This window comes from Bradyrhizobium guangdongense, from assembly GCF_004114975.1.
Taxonomy (GTDB): Bacteria; Pseudomonadota; Alphaproteobacteria; order Rhizobiales; family Xanthobacteraceae; genus Bradyrhizobium; species Bradyrhizobium guangdongense.
Window position 1 is genome coordinate 1,902,917 of sequence record NZ_CP030051.1, and the last position, 21,607, is coordinate 1,924,523.

Genomic DNA, 21,607 nt, shown 5'->3' on the forward strand with positions numbered 1-21,607 from the left:
AAAAATCCTCGAAACAAGGCCCTGCCATCGCGCTTTCCTCCCTGCGAAATAACGGCGCGCCCGTTGCTTCGCGCCGCATGACGCTTTGCATCATACACGCACTTGACAGACAAATTCACGTCTATCTACTCAGTCTTCGAACCCAGGGAATGCTCGGGAGGGTGGGACAAGAACATGGATTTCGCGCTCACCGATCAACAGGAAGCCATTCGCGACGCCATCGCCAAGATCTGCGAAGGCTTTCCCGATGCCTATTGGCTGAAGAAGGACCACGACGGCGGCTTCCCGCACGATTTCCACAAGGCATTGGCCGATGCCGGCTGGCTCGGCATCTGCGTGCCGGAGGAGTACGGCGGCTCCGGTCTCGGCATCACCGAAGCTGCGATCATGATGCGGACCATCGCGGAATCAGGTGCCGGCATGTCCGGCGCCTCCGCGGTGCACATCAACGTGTTCGGACTCAATCCGGTCGTCGTGTTCGGCACCGAGGAGCAGCGCAGGCGCATGCTGCCGCCGATGGTCGAAGGCCGTGAGAAGGCCTGCTTCGCCGTCACCGAGCCCAATACCGGCCTCAATACCACCCAGCTCAAGACCCGCGCGGTCGCCAAGAACGACCGCTACATCGTCAACGGCCAGAAGGTCTGGATCTCCACCGCGCAGGTCGCGCACAAGATCCTGCTCCTGGCGCGCACCACGCCGCTGGAGGAGGTGCGCTCGCCGACCCACGGCCTCAGCCTGTTCTACACCGATTTCGACCGCAACAGGATCAAGGTCCACGAGATCGAGAAGATGGGGCGCAAGATCGTGGATTCCAACGAGCTGTTCTTCGAGGATTTCGAGATCCCGATGGAGGACCGCATCGGCGAAGAAGGCAAAGGCTTCCAGTACATCCTCGAGGGCATGAACCCCGAGCGCATCCTGATCGCGGCCGAAGCCGTCGGTCTCGGCAAGCTCGCGCTGTCGCGTGCGACCGAATACGCCAAGACGCGCACCGTGTTCAACCGGCCGATCGGCAAGAATCAAGGCATCCAGCATCCGCTCGCGGTGAACTGGGTCGAGCTCGAGGCGGCCTGGCTGATGGTGATGTCGGCGGCCTGGCAATACGACAAGGGCATGCCTTGCGGTGCTGCGGCCAATGCCGCGAAATATCTCGCGGGCGAGGCCGGCTTCTCGGCCTGCGAGCAGGCCGTGATGACCCATGGCGGCTTCGGCTATGCCAAGGAATTCCACGTCGAACGCTATTTGCGCGAAGTCCTGATCCCGCGCATCGCGCCGGTCAGCCCGCAGCTTGCGCTCAGCTTCATCGCGGAAAAGGTGCTGGGGCTGGCGAAGTCTTACTAGATCTGATGGCGCCAGCCGGATCGTCGCCCATGTGGAGACCGTGACGACGCCCCGCGCCAGCTCAGTTCATCATTGAGAGTGACGGGCGTTGAGTGTCGTTGGCCCCGATGATTCCCGGAAGCTCCTCAGCGCCGCCGGCAATCATGTCGGACATCCGCCAGAACAAATGGGCGAGGCGGCTGAACACCAGCCGCTCGCGCTCGGCGGCAACCGTTCCATCAGGAATCGTCACGGTTTCGAGGCCCACCACCTTCTTGAAATCCGGCCAGATCATCATCGATTGCGCGATCACGGAGTAGCAGCTCGGGGCCTCATCGTTCTCGTCCGGTGGCGACGGCAGCCCCGGATATTGCGTCGGCGCGGCGTAGAACTTGTAGGCGCCGTAGCCGAGCTGCAGCAGGAATTTCTCGGGGACCGCGACGTCGGCGGCAAAGGACACCAAACGTGCCTCGCCCAGAATCTCCGGTTCGATGGCGCTGAGGTCCTGGGCGCGCAGCGCGGAGCAGAAGGCGAGTTCGCGATTGTGCTCGCGAAGCAGATTGGCCAGCGGCTGCTGCTGTTGCACGGTGTCGGTGAGCAGGATGATGGTCTTGAGCATCGCGCGATGGTCCTCAGGGGAAGAGATGGCGGGCGGTCATGACGGAATCGTCGGCCGCGTGGTGGGCAAAGAAGTCGTTGGCGATGTGCTGTCCCGGCGCGATCTCCAGGATGCGGTAGCGGGCCTGAGTCGCCGCCTCGCGCGCCGCGCCCACGTCGTCCTGCCAGGCGCAGAGCGACAGCTCGAGGCGGCCGTAGCCGCCGCAATCGGCGGCATAGGCGCCGGTCACGGCCTCCACAGTGGCGGCAACCGCGCCGGCGTTGGTGGCCGAGATGTCGCGCAGGATGACGGCGATGCCCTTGTCCGCTTCGGCTTTCGACGTCATCACCAGAAAGGCATCGCGCGCGCCGGTGCGGCCGGCGCGGCGGGCGGTGCGCACCAGGCCCGCAAAGGCAGGATCGGGCCCGAGATCGAGCGTCGTGGTCTGCTCGCCGTGCAGCACCGTGGCGCGCATCGCGCCGAGATCGCCCGCGAGGGCATGATAGGAGCGCGGCAGCCATACCGTGTCGAGCGGCACCTGCGAGGAGGTCAGGCTCCAGGCCTGATCGAGCAGATAGCCTTCCCAGATCGCAGGGTAGGATGCGGCGAGATGCTGCCACGTCCGCAGCAGCATCTGCGCAGCACTGGTGCGGCCGATATAGAGCGTCCGCGCCGACATCTCCCAGCGGTTCCATTTGTGGAGCGCGACGTCGCAGCCGAGAAAGCACGGCAGCAGCGGGGCCTCGCGGAGCACGGCGCCGGCCTCGACGAACAGCAGCGGCTCGCGATACCTATTCCACATGCGCAGCATGAACTCCGCTTTCTCGAAGCAGAGCAGGCGATCGCCGAGCTGGGCGTCGATCGGCTCGATGTGACTGGCGAGACCAAACCGCTCGAGCGAATGCCGGAGCGCGAAGGCCGCCGCCGCGTCGCTGCCGCGCGGGTAGCAAGAGACGACCCGTGGGCGGAGGGTGCAGGCAGCAGCGGCGGCGTGGAATTTCGACCAGCCGATGCCGCCCCACCACATCTCGTGCGGGCCATCCACCCCGCAGGGGCCGACGGTGCCGAACTCGGTCAGCTTGGATTTGAGGAAGTCGAAGCCGGGGTTTTCGCTCGAGGCAATGACGACGGCAGAGGCGGGATTGAGCGAGCGGTAGAAGAGCTCGGCGGCCGCGCCGCTGGGCGGCTCCTTCAGAATAACCACGCCGTTATGCCTGATACCGCCGCTGTCGTCGAGCGTCGGCGCGCCATACTGCCCGGTCAGCCAGTCGAGGCGTTGGCGTTGGGCGCGGCCAAGCCGGATGCCGCCGGATTGCAGGAGGTCATCAAGGTTTGCGTGCGTCCCCTCAGTCAATTCCGTGTCCCCTCGCGTCACCGCCCGGCCCTCGGGCCAGCCCTTGGATTTGAACGGCCGGGACGGTGCGATCAGGCGCACTATTTGAGGCAGGAGCCGAGCGGGTTGATCGCGACCGAATAGATCGCGATATCCTGCGTCATCGGAACCGTCGGAATCAGCAGGCAGGCATCTTCGGTCTCGACACGATAATGCGAGCCGGTCCGCTGCATGCCGGCATAGACCAGGCTTTCCTCGGGGATGTCGACCACCTCCTGGCTCTCGGCTGCGTCGCTGACGTCGTCGGCGGATTGGATGGTTACGCCAAGAAGCAGGCCTTCGGGAGCAAATTTCGGCAGCGGCAGCGCGATCATGGTGATGCCCATGGCGCGCGAGACCGGAATACGCAAGCGCAGCTCGCCGAGGCCGGTGCGGTAGAGGGTTGCGGTTTCCAGCGTCGCTTCGGCGTCGGTGCGGAACAACCCGACCTGGACCTGGCCGCAGGGGCTCTCCTCGAAGACATCAGCGGGCAGACGGTTGGCGCCGAACAGCGCGTAGAGATAGGCGTTCGATGGCGACAGGCTTGCAAAGCTGCCGGCAAGCCACATCGGCGGTGCCGCCGACGTGCAGGCGGCGGAGACGCCCCGGGCGGTGATCTGCCGGCGGACGAAGTCGCTGTCGATCATCGGAGCCAGCGCATGCGTGCCGAGATTGACGTCGTGCTTCAATCCGCCGAGCAGCGCCAGTTCGTCCTCGTCAGGCAGCAACAGCAAACGTGCCAACGTCGCCGCGCACCAGCGCGCCGCCACGTCGGGCGCCGTGTAGGGATCGAGACGCAAGTCGAGCGCGGCATCGCCGGCACTCTTCGCAAAGGCGATGCTGCCTGCCTGAATTTCCGCGGCAAGCGCGACCTGGCTGGCGGGGCGCGGATTGATCTCGCGCAGCACCCGGCCATTGTCATAGTCCCGGACCGAGCCATCGGCGGAGCAGCAGATCTGCTCCAGCAGTGCGACATTGCGGATCAGCATGCGCTTGATATGCGGCGTCACCACGAGATCGGAGATGAAGCCTTCCGCGCTGTCTTCTTCGGCAATATCGTCGAAAGCATCGTCGAGCGAGAGCAGATAGGTGCCATGGAGGCGGATCCTGATGCCCTCCATCTCGAAGACGCGGCGCAGCGCCTTCTGCACGCTGCCGGAATAACCGAGGTCCGCGAGCACGAGGTCGGTACAAGAGTCGAACTCAGGGACGGTGTGACGCAGATAAGCCAGCAGCCGTGTGCGTAAATCCGCAGCGAGGCCGACAATCTCGTTGGCATCCATCAGTTCCGGCAGCGCTTTGGCGAGATCCTCGCCCGGCGCTATTCCATTGGGATACCCCGCGAAGAACAAAGCGACTTTCCGCGGCAGGAACTTCATCATGTCGCCGAATGTCGGCGCGTCGATCTTCAACACCTTGCTGAGAAGGTCGATGAGCGGCTGCATGGTGTCGGCCGAGGCGATCAGGCTGACGCGCCGGTTGATCTCGAGGTAGGCCGATATGGCGCCGTGCAATTCCTGCCAGATCCGGTGCGGCAAGAAGCCGTCGCGACCGAGGAAGGCGAGGGCGACTTTTCGGCCGGGGCCCGCGACCTCCTGGCACCGCCGGGCGATGAAGGCGTCGAAGGCCGTCATGACAGGGCCGAGCACGGTCATGCCGAGATGAGAGGCCGGAGACTTCTCGGCGCTGCGCGCGGCGACCACGCGCCGCAAGGTCCGCGCGCCGTGATCGAGCCTGGACGGCGCACCGCCGCACAGCAATTCGAACAGCGCCGTCTCGCGCTGGAACTTGGAAGCCAGCTGCGGCGTCGCCTGCGGATAATAACGCGGACGAATGCCGTGGCGCTTCGCGCCCCTGACATCCGCCCTGTCGTTGTCGCCGACGTGGAAGGAGGCGCCGGCATCGATCGCCTGCTCTGACAGATATTTTGCGAACAGCGCTTCGCCCTTGCCGCTGCCGTGGTCGCAGGAGGCGTAGAGGAAGTCCCAGCTCAGTCCGGGGCAGCACGCGCGCAGCAGCCGCGCCAGCCGATCAGAATCCCAATAGGTGTCGGAGATGAACCCGACGGGATGCCCGGCACGTTTCATGTCCAGATATTTCCCGACCATGTCCGGATTAGCGCGACAGAGCTCGAGCTCGGCTGCAAATTCCGATTCGATGAGATCGGTCAGATGATGCCGCGCAAGGCCGAACAGCCTGAACGGAAAGCCGGAATAGATTTCATCGATGCGAACTTCGCCCGTGCCGCGCGTCTGCTTCGCGGTTCTTCGCGCGCGTGCTTCGGCCTGGATACGATGCTGAACGAAACTTGCGGAAACATCAGGACATGTCCGTGAAATGCCGGAGAGCTCGTAAGTCCTTTCAAATACGCCATCCGGCGTCGTGCAGGCGCGCAGCAGAAATGTATCGAAAACATCGAACGACCAGGCAGAAACAATTTGCGCGCGCCGCTGCGCGCCGGCCGTTGCGATCGTCATGTGCACAGTCCCCGCCAATCAGATCAATTAACGTGCATCCTCACCAAGTCAGGCGGCATGCACGCGAAAAAAACTCGCGCGCGATTCAAAAACGCGCTCGTCGCGACTGACAGATTCAAAAAAATCGCTAGGTTCGAAAAAGGTGATTCGGAAAAAATTGCCGAGTGCGTGAAACGTCTCGCGTTCATTCACACTCGGAAACAATCGCTTCCTGGTGCGCTTCGCGCGCATCGCGTTTGATCACCTAGTGCCGCGTAATGTCAGCGTTTTCTCTCAACGACATCTGCTCAGGATGATTGATCCGCCATGGCGCGAGACGATGTGATGATTGCCGGTGCGATGCGCGAGGGGATCGCGCGCCCGGCAATTATTGCCCGATACTCGGCAAAACATACCGGCTAACATTTTGAAAAATAACAAAAATTCTTCGCCTGGATTGTTTTGGAGCCGCGTTCAACGCCTGGAAGCCGTGTGGCATGTGCGCCGGCATTGCGGGTTGGAGATTGCGGGATGAGTTACGCGGCCGATGTCTGGACTCCCGCGGAGGCCGAGATCACGACGGCGCTACCGGCTGACGGGATCGTGTCCGTGACACCGTCGGTGCCGCTGGCGCCGGACAGCACGCCCGATGCTGCCGATGTGGTCTACGACGAGGACAGCGAGCTTCTGGACAAGCTTGCGCTCGGCGACGAAGCCGCTTTCCGCATGCTGGTCGAGCGTCACATCGATCGTGCCTACGCAATCGCGCTGCGCATCGTCGGCAATGCCGCGGATGCCGAGGACGTGGTGCAGGACACCATGCTCAAGGTCTGGAGCCATCGCGGCCGCTGGCAGCACGGCCGCGCCAAATTCTCGACCTGGCTCTATCGCGTCATCTCCAACCGCTGCATCGATCTGCGCCGCAAGCCGCGCAACGAGAATGTCGAGACGGTGCCTGAGGTTGCCGATGGCCAGCCCGGCGCCGTCGAGATCATCGAGCGCAACGAGATGAATCATATGCTCGAGCTCGCGATGCAGCGGCTGCCCGAGCAGCAACGCATCGCAGTGATCTTCTCTTACCACGAGAACATGAGCAACGGCGAGATCGCCCAGGTGATGGACACCACGGTGGCGGCGGTGGAGTCCCTGCTCAAACGTGGGCGCCAGCAGCTGCGTCAGCTGCTGCGCAAGCACGAGCGCGACATTCGCACCGCCTTTACCGATTGCTAACCATAAAATCCCGCTCGCGAGAATTTTCGCGCCTGATCTCCTTGCGCTCCACCGTTTGAGCGAACGGACGGGGCTGCGGTCCGCGTCGTCAATCGTCTTCGATGCGGCACGCAATGCCCATCAGCACAGGAGTTTCCAATGCCTGCAATCTCCACCAATACCGCGGCCAACTCCGCGGTCCGCTACCTCAACATCAATTCCGCGCAGGAGAGCAGCGCGCTCGCCAAGCTGTCGAGCGGCTCGCGCATCACCTCGGCCTCGGACGACGCGGCGGGCCTCGCGATCTCGACCCGCATCTCGTCGGACGTCACCACGCTGCAGCAGGCCGCAACCAACTCCTCGCAAGCGACCGCGATCCTGCAGACGGCCGACGGCGGCGCCTCCAACATCTCGGACATCCTGGCCCGCATGAAGTCGCTGGCTTCGGAGTCCGCGTCGGGCACCACGACCGACTCCAGCCGCGCCTACATCAACTCGGAATTCTCGCAGCTTACGAGCGAAATCGATTCGATCTCGACCGGCACGCGCTATTCCAGCCAGAGCCTGCTGGACGGCTCGAGCGTGTTCTCCTCGGGTGTCTCGGTGCTGGTCGGCTCCTCCGGCTCCGACACGATCACGATCAAGCTCGCCAGCCTGACGTCGTCTTCGCTCGGCGTGTCCTCGCTCGACGTCAGCTCGCTGTCCGACGCGACCTCGGCGCTCAGTGTGCTGGACACCGCGATCGATACGGTTTCCGCCGCCCGCGCCAGCATCGGCGCGCAGGAATCGCGGTTCAACTTCTCGTCCGATTCGATCTCGACCCAGACCCAGAACCTGCAATCGGCGAATTCGGCGATCAAGGACGTCGATATCGCGTCGGAGCAGGCCACGCTGTCCTCGGCCGAGGTGAAGACCCAGGCTGCGGTCTCGGCCGAATCCGCGGCGAACCAGATGCCGCAATATCTGCTCAAGCTGCTCGGCTAAGCGCCCGGCTTGACGATTTCCGGGCCGGCGTGACGCCGGTCCGGTCCTCCTCGCGATGGATCCAGCAGCACAGTGACGTCAGTCAGTTCGAGCACCAGCACCGCGTCGACCAGCTCGAGCACGTCGAGCGCCGCCACCGTGACCACGACCGGCACCACGACGTCGTCCAGCGTCGATTGGAGCGCGCTGATCACCGCAGCGGTGAACGCCAAGCTCACCCAGGCGACGACGATCTCGACCACCATTACCAACAACGAGGCCAAGATCTCGGCCTACCAGACGCTCCAGACGGACCTCTCGACGCTGTCGAGCGGACTATCCTCGCTCGCGACGGCTGTCGTCAATTCGCTCGCCACAAACGTCTTCGCCACGCGCTCGGCGACCATCAGCTCGACCGGCGACGTCAGCGCGTCCTCCGCGCTCTCGATGTCAGTCAGCAACGGCGCGGCGACCGGCGACCACACGCTGACGATCAGCCAGGTCGCGACGGCGCAGAAGGTGGTCGGAACCTCGCAGTCGAGCCAGACCAGCGCGCTCGGCTATTCCGGCACGTTCTCGCTGGGTCTCGGCAGCGGCAGCACCGCAGATATCACGGTCACAAGCACGATGTCGCTTCAGGACGTTGTCGACGCCATCAATGCCCAGACCTCGACCACGAACGTGCAGGCCTCGATCGTCCAGGTGTCGAGCGGGTCGTACGAGATGGTGCTGTCGGGCACCGAGGATGCCGCCGACATCAGCTATTCCAGCACATCAGGCGACGACATCCTGAACAAGCTGGGCGTGACCGACAGCACCGGTGCGTTCGCCGACGTGCTGCAGACATCGCAGGCGGCGAAATTCTCACTCGATGGCATCTCGATGACGCGGGATACCAATGACATCACCGACGTGTTGACCGGCGTGACCTTCAACCTGCTGCAGGCAACGCCCAGAGGAGCATCGCTCAGCATCAGCATCGAGCCAGACACCAGCCAGATCTCGACGGCGGTGCAGAACCTCGTCACCAACTACAACACGTTCCGCGACGCGGTGATCGCGCAACAGGCGACGGCCTCGGACGGCACGGCGGATACGAGCGCGGTGCTGTTCGGCGACGGCACCATGCGCGATATCATGGATTCGCTCCAGAACGCGCTCAACAGCACCGTGGGCGGGCTCACCATGGCCGACCTCGGTCTGTCCTTCAACGAGAAGAACGAGCTCGAGCTCGACACCTCGACGCTGTCAAACGTTCTCAGCACCAATCTGAGCGGCGTCACCACGCTGTTGTCGGCGCAGACCAAGACCTCGTCGAGCCAGCTCAGCGTCGTCAACACCGGCACCTCTCCACAATCCTTCACGCTGGACTTGACAGTGGATTCGTCCGGGAATCTCACCTCCGCCTCGGTCGGGGGCGATTCCTCTCTGTTTACGGTCAGCGGCACCACGATCATCGGTACCGCCGGAACGGCCTATGCCGGCATGGCCTTCAGCTATTCGGGATCGACGTCGCAATCGATCACCGTGACTTCGACATCAGGCATCGCCACGCAGCTCTATCAGCTGTCCAAGAGCTATTCGTCGAGTTCCGGCTCGCTGCAGACGCTGATTACGAACCTGACCGATCGCGACACCGAGCTTCAGCAGAAGGTCGACGACATCGACAGCGCGGCGTCCGCCTACCAGTCGCAGCTCCAGACCCAATACGCGAATTACCAGGCCGCGATCACGAGCGCGAACAACACGCTCACCTATCTCAAGGCCCTGCTTAACTCCAGCTCGAGTGGTTGATGATGCATAATCCGATGGCGTACATGGCCAATCAGGCCTATCGGGGCGCGGCTACCAGCGTGCCGCCGCTGAAGGCGGTCTCGATGCTGCTCGGCGGCGCGATCACCTTCCTCCAGAAATCGCTGGCGGCGCAGGAAGCGCGGCGCTTCGAGGAGGGGCACGAATATCTGCTGAAGGCGACCGCGATCCTGCGCGGGCTCAGCCACAATCTCGACTTCACCAGGGGCGGGGCGGTCGCCGAGAGGCTGTTCCAGACCTACAACAGCGTGATCGTGGCGAGCCACAGGGCGTTCGGACGGCCGCACGTCCGCGAGAGTTTTCGGCGGATCATTGCGGCTCTCACCGAGCTGCGGGAGGCCTGGGAGTATGTGGACGCAACAGTGCGGGCCGGCAAGCCCGCGCCGGCTGATTCGGCCCGCATGGGCTGAAATGCGAGGGGCATCGGGGCCCGCGAACCCTCCGCGCGATCGCCTGTCCCGCCGTTTGGGCCTGTTTCCGTAGTGCTCCGGGTGGTTTTGGCCCACGCGGACGTCGGAAACCCGTTTCCGCCCCACTTGCAATGCTTTATGACGGCCTGACCGAGGCGGGATCGGCGGGCGATGGACGTCACCGAGTTTGAGCAACTGATCGATCGGCTGGGCGAGGATCTCTCCCTCTGGCCCGACGACCGGCGCTTGCCCGCCGAAGAGCTGCTGAAGCATTCCTCCGCCGCCCAGGCCTTACTGGAGGAGATGCGCGCTCTGCGCCAGGCCCTCGCCGCTCCCCCGGTGCGAGCGCCCGAAGGCCTCACTGATCGCATTGCGGCGGCGGCAGCGAAAATGAAGAGCGACACCGCAGAGCCGCGCACCGAAGGCGAGACGGCGGAGAGCTGAACGGCTCTTCTTCTGTACTTTGATGTGCGCCTCTTCACCCCTCCCGCAAGCAGGGCGAGAGGGCACGCCTCCATCGCCGCTGCAAATCGGCTCGAGATAGCCTCTCACTGCGCACGCGGCAGATTTTGCCAAATCGAAAGGTTTATCGCAGCGGCGAATCCGCGCCTGAATCCGCGCGCCTCCGCGTTTCATCAGCACACAGATTTCAAGCGCGCTGACCGGCATCCGTCTCGCCGGCCGCGCCGGAAGGTCGGAGTTCCTGATGACAGTTTCCGCAGTGAGTTCTGCAACGACCGCGAGCACGGCGACGTCGTCATCGTCGAGCACCTCCTCCAGCTCAACGCTGACGTCCAGCGATTTCCTGAGCCTGCTCGTCAGCGAGCTCCAGAACCAGGATCCGCTGAATGCGACATCGACGACCGACCTCGTCAATCAGCTCACCTCCTACGCCAATTTCAGCTCCCAGCAGTCGATCAACTCCAGTCTGACCTCGCTCGCGAGCTCGTTCTCGAGCCTCGTGACGCTGAACTCGGTCAACTATATCGGCCACACCGTCGAGGCGAAGACCGACACCTCGACCTTGAGCAACGGCTCGGCGACGTTCGGCTACTCGCTGTCATCGGCGGCCTCCGACGTTTCGATCACCGTCAAGGATTCTTCGGGCAACACGGTCTACACCGGCGCCGGGACCGGCAATTCCGGTTCCAACACCTTCACCTGGGACGGCAAGAATTCCAGTGGCACCCAGCTCGCTGACGGCGGCCAGTACACGATCTCGGTCACCGCGACGGACAGCGCCGGCAACTCGGTCCTCAATTACACGACTGTCACCGGTACCGTGACCGGCATCGACACCTCGACGTCCACGCCCTCGCTCACGGTGAACGGCGTCTCCGTCAGCGCTTCCAACATCATCGGCGTCACGTCCTGATCCCGCGTCCAGATCTCCTCGGAGTTTCATCATGAGTCTCACTGGTGCCCTTTCTTCGGCGATCTCCGCGCTCAGCGCGCAGAGCCAGTCGCTGTCCATGATCAGCGACAACATCGCCAATTCCTCTACGACCGGCTACAAGACGACGTCGGCGATGTTCGACGACCTCGTCACCGCCTCGAGCAACGCGACGTCCTATGCCTCGGGCGGCGTCATGGTCTCGGGCCGCGCCAACATCACCCAGCAGGGCCTGCTGGCCTCGACCTCCAACGCCACCGACGTTGCGATCCAGGGCTCGGGCTTCTTCGTCGTCACCAGCGCGACGTCGGGCGGCACCACCTCCTACACCCGCAACGGCGCCTTCTCGACCGACAATGCGGGCTATCTCGAGAACAACGGCAGCTATCTCGAGGGCTGGCGCACCGATGCGGACGGCAACGTCGTCGGCAATGAATCGGCGAGCAATCTCCAGGCCATCAACACAGAGATCGCCTCCACCAGTGGCAGCGCCACTACCAAGACCACGATTGCGGCCAACCTGCCATCGGATGCCGCCACCGGCGACACCTACACCAGCTCGATGACCGTCTACGATTCGCTCGGCGCTGCGAACTCGATGCAGGTGACCTGGACCAAGACCGGGACCAACACCTGGAGCGCGAGCTTCGCCAATCCGACCTCGACCTCGGATACCACCACCGCGACCGGCACGGCCTCGGGCTCGGTCGCCATCACCTTCAACAGCGACGGCTCGCTTGCCAGCACCAGCCCAAGTCCCGCGACCGTCAAAGTCACGGGCTGGACCGATGGCGCGACCGACAGCACGATTACGATGAATCTCGGCACCGCCGGCAAGACCGACGGTCTGACGCAATACGCCTCGGGCGAGACGACGCCGACGGTCAACGTCACCAGCATCTCCTCGGACGGCCTGTCCTACGGCAAGCTCTCCAGCATTTCGATCGGCAAGAACGGCGTGGTCGACGCCACCTATTCCAACGGCCAGACCATCGCGATCTACAAGATCGCGGTGGCGACCTTTGCCGACCCCACCGGACTATCCGCCGCCAGCGACGGTCTCTATTCCGCGACGGTCACCTCGGGGAGCGCCGCGCTGCAGGCCTCCGGCGAGAACGGTGCGGGCACGATCTACGGCAGCGAGCTGGAATCCTCGACCACCGACACCTCCAGCCAGTTCTCGAGCATGATCTCCGCGCAGCAAGCCTATTCGGCTGCGTCCCAGGTCATCTCCACCGTCAACAAGATGTACGACACCCTGATCTCGGCGATGAGGTGAGCGATGCGTCGCGACAAGGCGAGCGCCGCCGGAGAAGCGCTGCTGCGCCGGCTGCAACGACTGGTCGCGCGGGCCGCAACCGTCGCGGAGATCGATCGCAAGCAAATCGTTGCGCTGCTCGACGATCTCGAGACGACGCGGCGCGGTCTGCTGAAGGAATGCGCTGATGTCGACAGCGAAATGAGACAGGCGACCGTCAGGACGACCGCGATCGGCACATACTTGCGCAACGCGCAAGCCCGTCGCGGCAAGCGGCACAATTAGAAGAAGGCGATGATCATGAGTGTAGCCCAAGCCAATAGCCAAGCCACCAAAGCCGGCGCCGCAACCGGCGATGCGCGGATCAAGTCGCTGATCGCGCTGATCGACGTCCTGATCGCGCTGATCGCGGAAGAGAACGCCGAGCTCGCCAAGGGCCTGCCGGCCTCGCGGCTGAAGCAGGTCGATGAGAAGAACCGCCTGGCAGAGATTTTCGAGCGTACGGTCGCCGAGTGCGCGGCCGGCACGACCACGCTGAACGTGCGGGACCGGATCCTGCGCGAGCAGCTGCTGGACCGGATCCTGAAGCTGCGCGCCGCCATGGACGAGAACCTGGTGCGTCTGCGGGCCGCGATCGAGGCCAGCAACCGACGGATCGAGGCGGTCATGCAGGCGATCCGTGAGCAGATCGCCGCCGTGACGCCCTATGGCGCCTCGGGCCGCGTTTCCGCGCGCGCCGTCTCCAGCGGCACCAGCCGCAGCGCCTGAAGAGCAGGGGAGGCCTCCGTGTCGCTCGATATCGCACGATCGATCGCTTTCAGCGGCCTGTCGTCTACGTCGGTGCAGATCAGCGTCACGTCGTCGAACATCTCGAACGCCGACACGACGGGCTACACCAAAAAAACCGCGAACCAGTCGAGCAGCGTCACCAACGGCGTCGGTACCGGCGTCACCGTGACGGGCATCACCTCGACGGTCGACAAGCTGCTGCTGAAGTCGCTGGTCAGTGCGGATTCCGATCTCGGTGCGGCCGACACGACCAATACCTATCTGACGTCGCTGGAAAAGCTCTACGGCTCGACCAGCAGCACCAGCAGCTCGTCAACCGGAACGTCGCTCGCCAACAGCATCGCTTCGCTGGAATCGGCTCTGTCGTCGCTGGCGAGCACGCCGAGCAGCGCCTCGCTGCAATCCAACGTCGTCAGCGCGCTCGACGACGTCACCAGCCAGTTGCGGGAGACCTCGAGCGGGATCCAGAAGCTCCGCTCCAATGCCGACCAGGACATCGCGTCCTCGATCGACGACGTCAACACGGACCTGCAGAACATTTCGGATCTGAACGCCGAGATCAAGCAGACGGCCGCGGCCGGCCAGTCGACGGCCGACCTGGAGGACCAGCGCAACACCGCGCTCCAGGACGTCGCCTCCAAGATGAACGTCAGCTACTACACCGCCTCGAACGGCGATCTCCAGGTCTACACCACGACCGGGCAGGCGCTGGTCGACTCGTCCGCGCACAAGATCAGCTATGCGGCTGCGGCCAACGTGTCGCCGTCGACGACCTACACGGCGGGCTCCTCGTCGAGCGGCTTCAGCGCGATCTCGGTGAACGGTGTCGACATCACGTCGCAGATCACTGGCGGCGACATTGGCGCGCTCGTCACTCTCCGCGACAAGACCCTGCCGGCGGCGCAATCGCAGCTCGATCAGCTCGCGAGCCAGCTTGCCTCGGCGGTCAACACCGTCTCGAACAGCGCCTCCTCGGTGCCGGCGCCGACGAGCCTAACCGGAACGACCAGCGTTACCAGCGGCACGGCGCTGTCCGCCACCGGTACGGTGCGCCTTGCTGTCACCGACCAGAGCGGAAATCTGGTCTCATACGGCGATCTCGATTTGTCGTCCTATTCGACCGTCGGCGATCTCGTGACGGCCATCAATGGCATCTCCGGGATGTCGGCCTCAATCGATGCGAACGGCCATCTCTCGATCTCGGCGACCGCTTCGGGCAATGGCATCGCCATCAACGAGATGACGAGCTCGGTGGGAAGCTCGAACGAGGGGTTTTCGAGCTATTTCGGCCTCAACGACCTCATGACCGGAACCAGTGCATCGGATATCGCGGTCGACAGCAGTATTCTGACCGGCACCAAGGGGCTGCAGCTCGCCACGCTGAATTCCTCATCGAGCCTCACCGCCGGCAACAGCGTGCTGACATCGGGGTCGGCGACCACAGTCAATGCGCTCTACAGCGCATTGACTGCGTCCCGGACGTTTTCCTCCACCGGAGGTCTCGCTGCCACCACCGGGTCGTTCGCCGACTACGCCTCGACTATCGTCGCCGACGTTGCGAGCAAGTCCTCGCAGGCCTCGACCAATTACACCGCCAAGGAGACCGCGCAATCGACCTATGCAAGCTCGCTGTCGTCGCAGTCGGGCGTCAACCTCGACGAGGAATCGGCCAATCTGAGCACGCTACAGAACCAGTACTCGGCGGCGTCCGCGCTGATCTCGGCGATCAACACGATGTACTCGGCGCTGATCACCGCCGTGCAGTCGTCGTAACGCGGGGAGCAGGCCCATGGTCGCGATGCGGATCGCCACCTTCGCCCAGTCGAGCCAGATGATCGCCGACGCGATGCGCGTGGAATCGGTGATGGCCAGCGAGCAGGTCCAGGAATCCTCGGGCGTCGTCTCCACCGATTTCGGCGGCTACGGCTCGAACGCGCAGCATGTCGTCAATCTCCAGGTGTCGGTGACCCGCGCCCAGTCCTATATCGATGCGGCGACGCTCGCCGACAGCAAGGTGCAGGTGATGTATTCGGCGGTCGGATCGATGACCGACATCATCACCCAGCTCCGCACCCAGCTCAGCGCCGCCTCGACCGGAAGCTCGACTGAAACTACATCCGTGATCTCCTCGGCACAGCAGATGCTGCAAGAGATGGGCTCGCTGATGAACACCCAATATGACGGCCAGTATGTCTTTGCCGGCGGTAAGACCGACACGGCGCCGGTCGACCTCACCAGCTTTTCGTCGGGGACAGGCTCCACCACCACGGTGGATGCCAGCTACTACAAGGGCGGTAACGAGATCGCCTCGGTGCGTGTCGCCACCGACAACACCGTGTCGTACGGGGTCAACGCCGACAATTCGGCGTTCGAGGAGGTGATGCGCGTGCTGAAGTTCGTGGCCAACAGCAGCTCGCTATCGTCCTCGGACATTTCGAGCGCGCTCGATCTGGCGAGCACCGCGCTCGACGACACCGCCGCGGTACAGGCCAAGCTCTCCAGCTCAGCGTCCTCGATCGAGGCGGCGAGCACACGCCAGACCGATTACAAGAGCTATGCCGAGAGCCTGTCGAACGACCTCACCGGGGTCGATGTCGCCGCCATCACCGCCCAGCTCTCGACCTACCAGACCCAGCTCACCGCGTCCTATTCGGCGATGTCCAAGATCCTGGGCATGAATCTGGCGAGCTATCTGAAGTAGGCCTATTCGGCCGCGATCCGTTCGATCGCCATGGCGCGGAGCTTTGCGCGCTGGATCTTGACGCCGTTGGCGCTGTCGGTGACCGGGAAGGCGTCCACGAGATAGATCCGTGCCGGCACCTTGTAACCGGCGAGCCGCTCGCGCAGGCGGGCGAGCAACGTTTCCTGCTGCGGGGGCGCGCCGGCCGGGATGACGAAGGCCACGCAGCGCGCCTGGCCGTTCAGATCGACGGCGACGACCTGCGCATCCGCAACGCCCGCGCAGGATTTGAGCTCATCCTCGACCTCGCCGGGCGCGACCAGGAAGCCGCCGAGGCGCATGGCATCGCCGGCGCGGGTTTCATAAACGAATGAGCCGTTGCCGCGGAGCCGGCCGATATCGCCGGTGCGGAAGAAGCCATCCGCAGCGATCGCCTCGCGCGTCGCATCGGGATTGTTGAAATAGCCGAGGAAGCGCGACGGCGCGCTGATCTCGATTTCGCCGGAGACACCGGGAGCGGCGAGTTGGCCGGTCTCGGTGTTGCGCACGCGCACCTTCGCCTCCGATGACATCGGCCAGCCGCCGCCCTCGATGCGATCGGCAAAGGCGTCGGTGCCGCGGCCGATCGAGAACAGCGCCTGCACTTCGCTCGAACCGTAGAGGCCGAACAGCGACAGGCCGCGCGCTTCGGCCTGCGCAGCCAGCTCGCGCCAGCCGGGCTGGAAGGCGGCAAAGCCGCAGACTTCGAGATGCGGGTATGGCCGCGGCGCGTCGCTGAGAGCGAGAATGCGGCGGAACATCTCGTCGGAGCCGAAGGCGTGCGTGATCCTGTGTTCGCTGAGGATCTTCGACGCCGGCGTCGCCTCGAAGGCATCGAGCACGTGGATTGTCGCGCCAGCCGCGATGAAGCCGAGCAGGCTCGTCATGCCGAAGGTGCCGCAGAAAGGCAGCATTGCCAGCAGCGAATGGCGCTGCGGAGAGAGCCGAAGCGCGCGGGCCACAGCGTTGGCGTGGCTCGTCAGCGTCCGCTGCGAATGCGCCACCAGCTTGGGCCCCTTGGTCGTGCCCGATGTGGTGTAGAGCAGCACCGGCAGGTCGATGTCGCCTTGGGCACGTGCCGACGGGTAGGGCTTCTCGAACGCATCGAAGCGTGCGCAAGGCCATTGCGCGGATACCGCGTGCGGGCCGATCACCGCGAGCTTCTGCAGCGCGGGCACCTCGTCTTTGGAGATGTCGGCGAGGATCGCCGCGAAATCGATCGCGCGGAACGCCGCCTCGATCACCAGCAGCTTGGCGCCGGACAATTTGATGAGATGCGCGACCTCCGCGCTGCGGTAGCGTGTATTCACGGCGGCGACGATCGCGCCGAGCCGGGCGGCGGCGAACAGCAGCGCGATCCATTCGATCCGGTTGACCAGCCAGACCGCGACGACGTCGCCCTTGCCGATCCCCTGCGCGGCGAGCCAGGCCGCGGTCTGCCCGATCTTTCCTGAGAATTCCGCGCGCGAGACAGGCGTGTCGTCGAACACGAAGGCCGGCTCGGCAGCGGTGTCCGATCCGATCAGCGAATGAAGTGAAACCTCGTCGGCATGCATGGCAACCGGAGTAGCCCGATCGCGCCAGCCTGTCTACTTGGTGCCGAACATCCGGTCGCCGGCATCGCCAAGGCCCGGCACGATGTAGCCGTGATCGTTGAGCCGCTCGTCGATCGCGGCGGTCCAGATCGGCACGTCGGGATGCTCGCTCTGGAACTGAGCGATGCCCTCCGGCGCCGCCAGCAGGCAGACGAAGCGGATGTCGCGGGCGCCGCGGTCCTTGAGCAGCGAGGCGCCGGCGCAGGCCGAATTGCCGGTCGCCAGCATCGGGTCCATCAGGATCACGGTGCGGTCGGACAGGTCCTGCGGCGCCTTGAAGTAATATTCCACGGCCTGCAAGGTCTCGGGGTCGCGATAGAGCCCGATATGGGCGATGCGGGCCGAGGGCATCAGCGCCAGCATGCCGTCGAGGAAGCCGACGCCGGCGCGCAGGATCGGCGCCAGCGTGAGCTTCTTGCCGGCGATCTTCGGCGCCTGCATCGGGGAGATCGGCGTCTCGATCTCCACCAGCTCCAGCGGCAGGTCGCGCGTCACCTCGTAGCCGAGCAGCATCCCGACCTCGTTCAGGATCTCGCGGAAGCTCTTGGTCGAGCGATCCTTCTCCCGCATCAGGGAAAGCTTGTGCTGGACCAGGGGGTGGGCGACGACGTTGACGCTGCTTGTGCTCATGCAAGCGATCTAACACGGTTCCGCGAAAATGCGCCAGATCGGCTAGGCGTTTTCAGCAAGCGGCGGGGTGGCTGGCCGGTTGCTCGCCGCGTGGGCAGCCATGGTCAATTTGCGGTCGATCGCGCGGAAGCGTGGGGTCTAGACGCCAAGACCGCGCGCCGCGAGCATGATCACGATGGCCAGGATGCTGCCCCAGACCAAGCTCAATGTCATGGCCAGGATGGTCATCGTGACCGCGTGCTCGAAATGTCCTCTGAAGAGTTTCATGCCAGGCGGGACTATCGGATGACCATGGGGTTGCGGCGTTCGCTCAGCTGAAATTCTCGCAAGACGCCGGCTCGTAGAGTGGATCTGCCGCAGGGCGCACGCTGGGAACGCTCGGCCGCGAGGCTTCTACGCCTATGGCCTGGACTTCCTCGAAAGCCGACAGCAGGGCGATTGCGAGGTCGCCGTGGCATCCCTCGACGGCCGTGTCGAGCCAATCCGGGAGCTCGCGTTCACGGGAGATCGCACAATGCCATTCGCCTTCGTCATAGGCGATGCGGCGGATGTGCCACAGCGGCAGTTCGAGCTCGAGCAATGCCAGCGCCGCGTCGGCCCACGCCTCCACGTCGATCAGGCGCATGACGCGCGCGGTGCGCTCGGACTGTCCAAGCGAGGGAAAGCGGCGGCAGGCCTTTTCGATGATTTCGAGCATCAACGGTCGGGTCATGCCTTGCGCGTGACGCAGGCGCTCGCTGAGGGAGGGTGGCTCGTAGTGGGGGAGAGTGGCGGTCATGCAGCCTCCTGGAAGGGGCGTCGGTCAGTCGGCCGGCCTCTTCAGGGTGGCGGGGACGCCATTTGAAAACGAGAGGGGAAGGGGATGGCAGATATAGGAATCTCATAAAGGCCGAGGGGCGCGATGCATCGCAGGCTGTCCGGCCTTTATGAAATTCCTATAACTTCGCCACAGTCCCCGTCTCGAAAACCTATGGCCGTGATGGCATTTCAGCACGGTCAAAAGTCCCGGCTTCTTTCTACGAGCTCCGCCGGGTCGGTGAAAAGTGTTGCTCCCGATAGAGGGTGCAACGAGGAGCATCTCCATGATGGACATTCTGATGCTGGCGCTGGGCTTCGGCTTCTTCGCGCTTGCAATCGGCTACACTTACGTCTGCGAACGACTGTAACGGAGCGGACCATGATCTTCGATTATGTGCTCGCCGGCAGCGTCTCGTTAGGCCTCCTGATCTACCTCACCTATGCACTGTTGCGGCCGGAGCGGTTCTGAGCCGTGCTGCTGCTTGTCGAATTGCTGCTGGCGGATGTTGCGCTGGTCGGCTGCCTGCTTGTGGTGCTGCTGCCGCTGCTCCGCCGGGCACCAAGCCTGAAGGGTTGATTCCATGACCGTGACCGGTTGGCTCCAGATCATTCTGTTTTGCGTCGTCATCGTCGCGCTCACAAAGCCCCTCGGCTGGTACATGACGCGCGTGTTCAACGGCGAAAAGACATTCCTTTCGCCGGTGCTGCGCCCGATCGAGGCCGGCATCTATTGGGTTTCCGGCGTCGACGAGAAGCGCGAGCAGCACTGGCTGACCTACACGGTCGCCATGCTGCTGTTCCATGTCGGCGGCTTCCTGATCATCTACGGCGTGATGCGCCTGCAGGCCGTGCTGCCGTTCAATCCGGCCGGGCAGGGGGCGGTGGCCGAGGATCTGTCCTTCAATACCGCGGTCTCCTTCATCACCAACACCAACTGGCAGAACTACGGCGGCGAGAGCACGCTGTCCTATCTCGTGCAGATGCTCGGCCTGACGCACCAGAATTTCCTGTCGGCGGCGACAGGCATTGCCCTCGCGGTCGCCCTGATACGCGGCTTCTCGCGTGCATCGATGCGCACGGTCGGCAATTTCTGGGTCGATGTGACACGTTGTACGCTCTACGTGCTGCTGCCGATCTGCATCGTCTACACGCTGTTCCTGGTCTGGCAGGGTATGCCGCAGACGCTCGGAGATTACGTCGAGGCCACGACGCTCGAAGGCGCCAAGCAGACCATCGCGGTCGGCCCGGTGGCCTCGCAGGTCGCGATCAAGATGCTGGGCACCAATGGCGGCGGTTTCTTCAACGCCAATGCCGCCCACCCCTTCGAGAACCCGACCGCGCTGTCGAACTTCGTGCAGATGATCTCGATCTTCGCGCTCGGCGCCGCACTGACCAACGTGTTCGGCCGCATGGTCGGCAACCAGCGCCAGGGCTGGGCGCTTCTCGCCGTGATGGGCGTGTTGTTCGTCACCGGTGTCGCCATCACCTATTGGGCGGAAGCCGGTGGCACCTCGATGCTTCAGGCGCTCGGGCTTGCCGGCGGCAACATGGAGGGCAAGGAAGTCCGCTTCGGCATCGTTGCCTCCTCGTTGTTCGCCGTCATCACCACGGCAGCCTCCTGCGGCGCGGTCAATGCTATGCATGACAGCTTCACCGCGCTCGGCGGCATGATCCCGCTGATCAACATCGAGCTCGGCGAAATCATCGTCGGCGGCGTCGGCGCCGGCATGTACGGCATGCTGCTGTTCGTCATTCTCGCGATCTTCGTCGCAGGCCTGATGGTCGGCCGCACCCCGGAATATGTCGGCAAGAAGATCGAGGCGCGCGAGGTCAAGATGGCGATGCTGGCGATCCTGGTGCTGCCGCTGATGATCCTCGGCTGGACCGCGGTCGGCGTGGTCTATCCGGCCGCCGTCGCCTCCATGGCGAATGCCGGCCCGCATGGCTTCACCGAAGTGCTCTACGCCTACACATCGGGCACCGGCAACAACGGCTCGGCCTTCGCCGGCCTCAGCGGCAACACGTTCTTCTACAACCTGACGCTGGCAAGCGCGATGTTCGTCGGCCGCTTCTTTATGATCGTCCCGGCCATGGCGATCGCGGGCTCGCTCGCCGAGAAGAAGTCGATCCCGCCGTCTATGGGCACGTTCCCGACCACCGGCGGCCTGTTCGTCGGCCTCGTCGTCGGCGTCATCCTGATCATGGGTGGCCTGACCTTCTTCCCGGCGCTCGCGCTGGGCCCGATCGTCGAACATCTGGCGATGAACGCCGGCAACCTCTTCTGA

The 21,607-nt window shown here is 64.1% G+C and carries 23 protein-coding genes; 15 read left to right on the top strand and 8 right to left on the bottom strand.

The features are described 5' to 3' along the window. The first annotated feature begins 174 nt into the window (after positions 1-174). Positions 175-1,341 carry an acyl-CoA dehydrogenase family protein gene (locus X265_RS09160; RefSeq protein WP_092297474.1) on the top strand — a complete coding sequence of 389 codons (1,167 nt, stop codon included), beginning with the start codon at positions 175-177 and terminating at the stop codon, positions 1,339-1,341. 61 nt (positions 1,342-1,402) lie between these two features. Here the strand turns inward: X265_RS09160 and X265_RS09165 are convergent, their stop codons facing one another. From X265_RS09165 to X265_RS09175, 3 genes are all read right to left on the bottom strand, one after another. After that, positions 1,403-1,939: a hypothetical protein gene (locus X265_RS09165; RefSeq protein ID WP_128964522.1), complete on the bottom strand. Its 537-nt coding sequence runs from the start codon at positions 1,937-1,939 to the stop codon at positions 1,403-1,405. A gap of 13 nt (positions 1,940-1,952) precedes the next feature. Then, positions 1,953-3,272, bottom strand: coding sequence for a hypothetical protein (locus X265_RS09170; RefSeq protein WP_128964523.1), 1,320 nt, complete (start codon positions 3,270-3,272; stop codon positions 1,953-1,955). Between the two features lie 80 nt (positions 3,273-3,352). Continuing rightward, positions 3,353-5,767 (bottom strand): hypothetical protein, encoded by a 2,415-nt coding sequence (locus X265_RS09175; RefSeq protein ID WP_128964524.1) that lies wholly within the window; start codon positions 5,765-5,767, stop codon positions 3,353-3,355. Between the two features lie 510 nt (positions 5,768-6,277). On the opposite strand from X265_RS09175, the gene X265_RS09185 reads away from it, so the two are divergent. Both X265_RS09185 and X265_RS09190 read left to right on the top strand, forming a co-directional pair. Further along, the gene (locus X265_RS09185; protein WP_128964525.1) at positions 6,278-6,976 is read left to right on the top strand and encodes an RNA polymerase sigma factor; all 699 of its coding nucleotides are present in this window, start codon (positions 6,278-6,280) and stop codon (positions 6,974-6,976) included. A gap of 138 nt (positions 6,977-7,114) precedes the next feature. Beyond that, positions 7,115-7,939 carry a flagellin gene (locus X265_RS09190; RefSeq protein ID WP_128964526.1) on the top strand — a complete coding sequence of 275 codons (825 nt, stop codon included), beginning with the start codon at positions 7,115-7,117 and terminating at the stop codon, positions 7,937-7,939. On the opposite strand, the gene X265_RS41260 is transcribed toward X265_RS09190, so the two are convergent. Beyond that, a complete protein-coding gene (locus X265_RS41260; RefSeq protein WP_245478051.1) occupies positions 7,936-8,094 on the bottom strand; it encodes a hypothetical protein in 159 nt (52 codons plus the stop codon). The genes X265_RS09190 and X265_RS41260 overlap by 4 nt on opposite strands. On the opposite strand from X265_RS41260, the gene fliD reads away from it, so the two are divergent. From fliD to X265_RS09235, 9 genes are all read left to right on the top strand, one after another. Further along, complete coding sequence (gene fliD, locus X265_RS09195; RefSeq protein ID WP_244659237.1) at positions 8,078-9,712, top strand: flagellar filament capping protein FliD; 1,635 nt, start codon at positions 8,078-8,080, stop codon at positions 9,710-9,712. The genes X265_RS41260 and fliD overlap by 17 nt on opposite strands. Then, complete coding sequence (locus X265_RS09200) at positions 9,712-10,140, top strand: flagellar export chaperone FliS (protein ID WP_164938485.1); 429 nt, start codon at positions 9,712-9,714, stop codon at positions 10,138-10,140. The genes fliD and X265_RS09200 overlap by 1 nt, the downstream gene beginning before the upstream one ends. Before the next feature lie 171 nt (positions 10,141-10,311). Further along, entirely contained in the window at positions 10,312-10,584 is a 273-nt protein-coding gene (locus X265_RS09205; protein ID WP_128964529.1) for a hypothetical protein, read from the top strand. A gap of 262 nt (positions 10,585-10,846) precedes the next feature. Continuing rightward, positions 10,847-11,515 carry a flagellar hook assembly protein FlgD gene (locus tag X265_RS09210; protein ID WP_128964530.1) on the top strand — a complete coding sequence of 223 codons (669 nt, stop codon included), beginning with the start codon at positions 10,847-10,849 and terminating at the stop codon, positions 11,513-11,515. A 31-nt stretch (positions 11,516-11,546) separates the two neighbouring features. Then, on the top strand, positions 11,547-12,812 hold the full coding sequence (gene flgE, locus X265_RS09215; protein ID WP_128964531.1) for a flagellar hook protein FlgE: 1,266 nt from the start codon (positions 11,547-11,549) through the stop codon (positions 12,810-12,812). A 3-nt stretch (positions 12,813-12,815) separates the two neighbouring features. Continuing rightward, entirely contained in the window at positions 12,816-13,076 is a 261-nt protein-coding gene (locus tag X265_RS09220; RefSeq protein WP_128964532.1) for a hypothetical protein, read from the top strand. 9 nt (positions 13,077-13,085) lie between these two features. After that, positions 13,086-13,559: a flagellar protein FlgN gene (locus X265_RS09225; protein ID WP_164938486.1), complete on the top strand. Its 474-nt coding sequence runs from the start codon at positions 13,086-13,088 to the stop codon at positions 13,557-13,559. Between the two features lie 18 nt (positions 13,560-13,577). After that, positions 13,578-15,353, top strand: coding sequence for a flagellar hook-associated protein FlgK (flgK, locus tag X265_RS09230; RefSeq protein ID WP_128964534.1), 1,776 nt, complete (start codon positions 13,578-13,580; stop codon positions 15,351-15,353). Between the two features lie 16 nt (positions 15,354-15,369). Then, positions 15,370-16,281: a flagellin gene (locus tag X265_RS09235; protein WP_128964535.1), complete on the top strand. Its 912-nt coding sequence runs from the start codon at positions 15,370-15,372 to the stop codon at positions 16,279-16,281. 2 nt (positions 16,282-16,283) lie between these two features. Here the strand turns inward: X265_RS09235 and X265_RS09240 are convergent, their stop codons facing one another. The 4 genes from X265_RS09240 to X265_RS09250 form a co-directional block, all read right to left on the bottom strand. Beyond that, a complete protein-coding gene (locus X265_RS09240; RefSeq protein ID WP_128964536.1) occupies positions 16,284-17,855 on the bottom strand; it encodes an AMP-binding protein in 1,572 nt (523 codons plus the stop codon). A 33-nt stretch (positions 17,856-17,888) separates the two neighbouring features. Beyond that, positions 17,889-18,524, bottom strand: coding sequence for a uracil phosphoribosyltransferase (gene upp / locus X265_RS09245; protein WP_128964537.1), 636 nt, complete (start codon positions 18,522-18,524; stop codon positions 17,889-17,891). A gap of 138 nt (positions 18,525-18,662) precedes the next feature. Beyond that, the gene (locus X265_RS41930; protein WP_283814957.1) at positions 18,663-18,791 is read right to left on the bottom strand and encodes a hypothetical protein; all 129 of its coding nucleotides are present in this window, start codon (positions 18,789-18,791) and stop codon (positions 18,663-18,665) included. A 43-nt stretch (positions 18,792-18,834) separates the two neighbouring features. Next, positions 18,835-19,302, bottom strand: coding sequence for a hypothetical protein (locus tag X265_RS09250; RefSeq protein ID WP_128964538.1), 468 nt, complete (start codon positions 19,300-19,302; stop codon positions 18,835-18,837). A 265-nt stretch (positions 19,303-19,567) separates the two neighbouring features. On the opposite strand from X265_RS09250, the gene X265_RS41935 reads away from it, so the two are divergent. From X265_RS41935 to kdpA, 3 genes are all read left to right on the top strand, one after another. After that, complete coding sequence (locus X265_RS41935; protein WP_283814956.1) at positions 19,568-19,690, top strand: hypothetical protein; 123 nt, start codon at positions 19,568-19,570, stop codon at positions 19,688-19,690. An 11-nt stretch (positions 19,691-19,701) separates the two neighbouring features. Next, positions 19,702-19,791 (top strand): K(+)-transporting ATPase subunit F, encoded by a 90-nt coding sequence (locus X265_RS09260; RefSeq protein WP_128964539.1) that lies wholly within the window; start codon positions 19,702-19,704, stop codon positions 19,789-19,791. Between the two features lie 112 nt (positions 19,792-19,903). Continuing rightward, positions 19,904-21,607 (top strand): potassium-transporting ATPase subunit KdpA, encoded by a 1,704-nt coding sequence (kdpA, locus tag X265_RS09265; RefSeq protein ID WP_128964540.1) that lies wholly within the window; start codon positions 19,904-19,906, stop codon positions 21,605-21,607.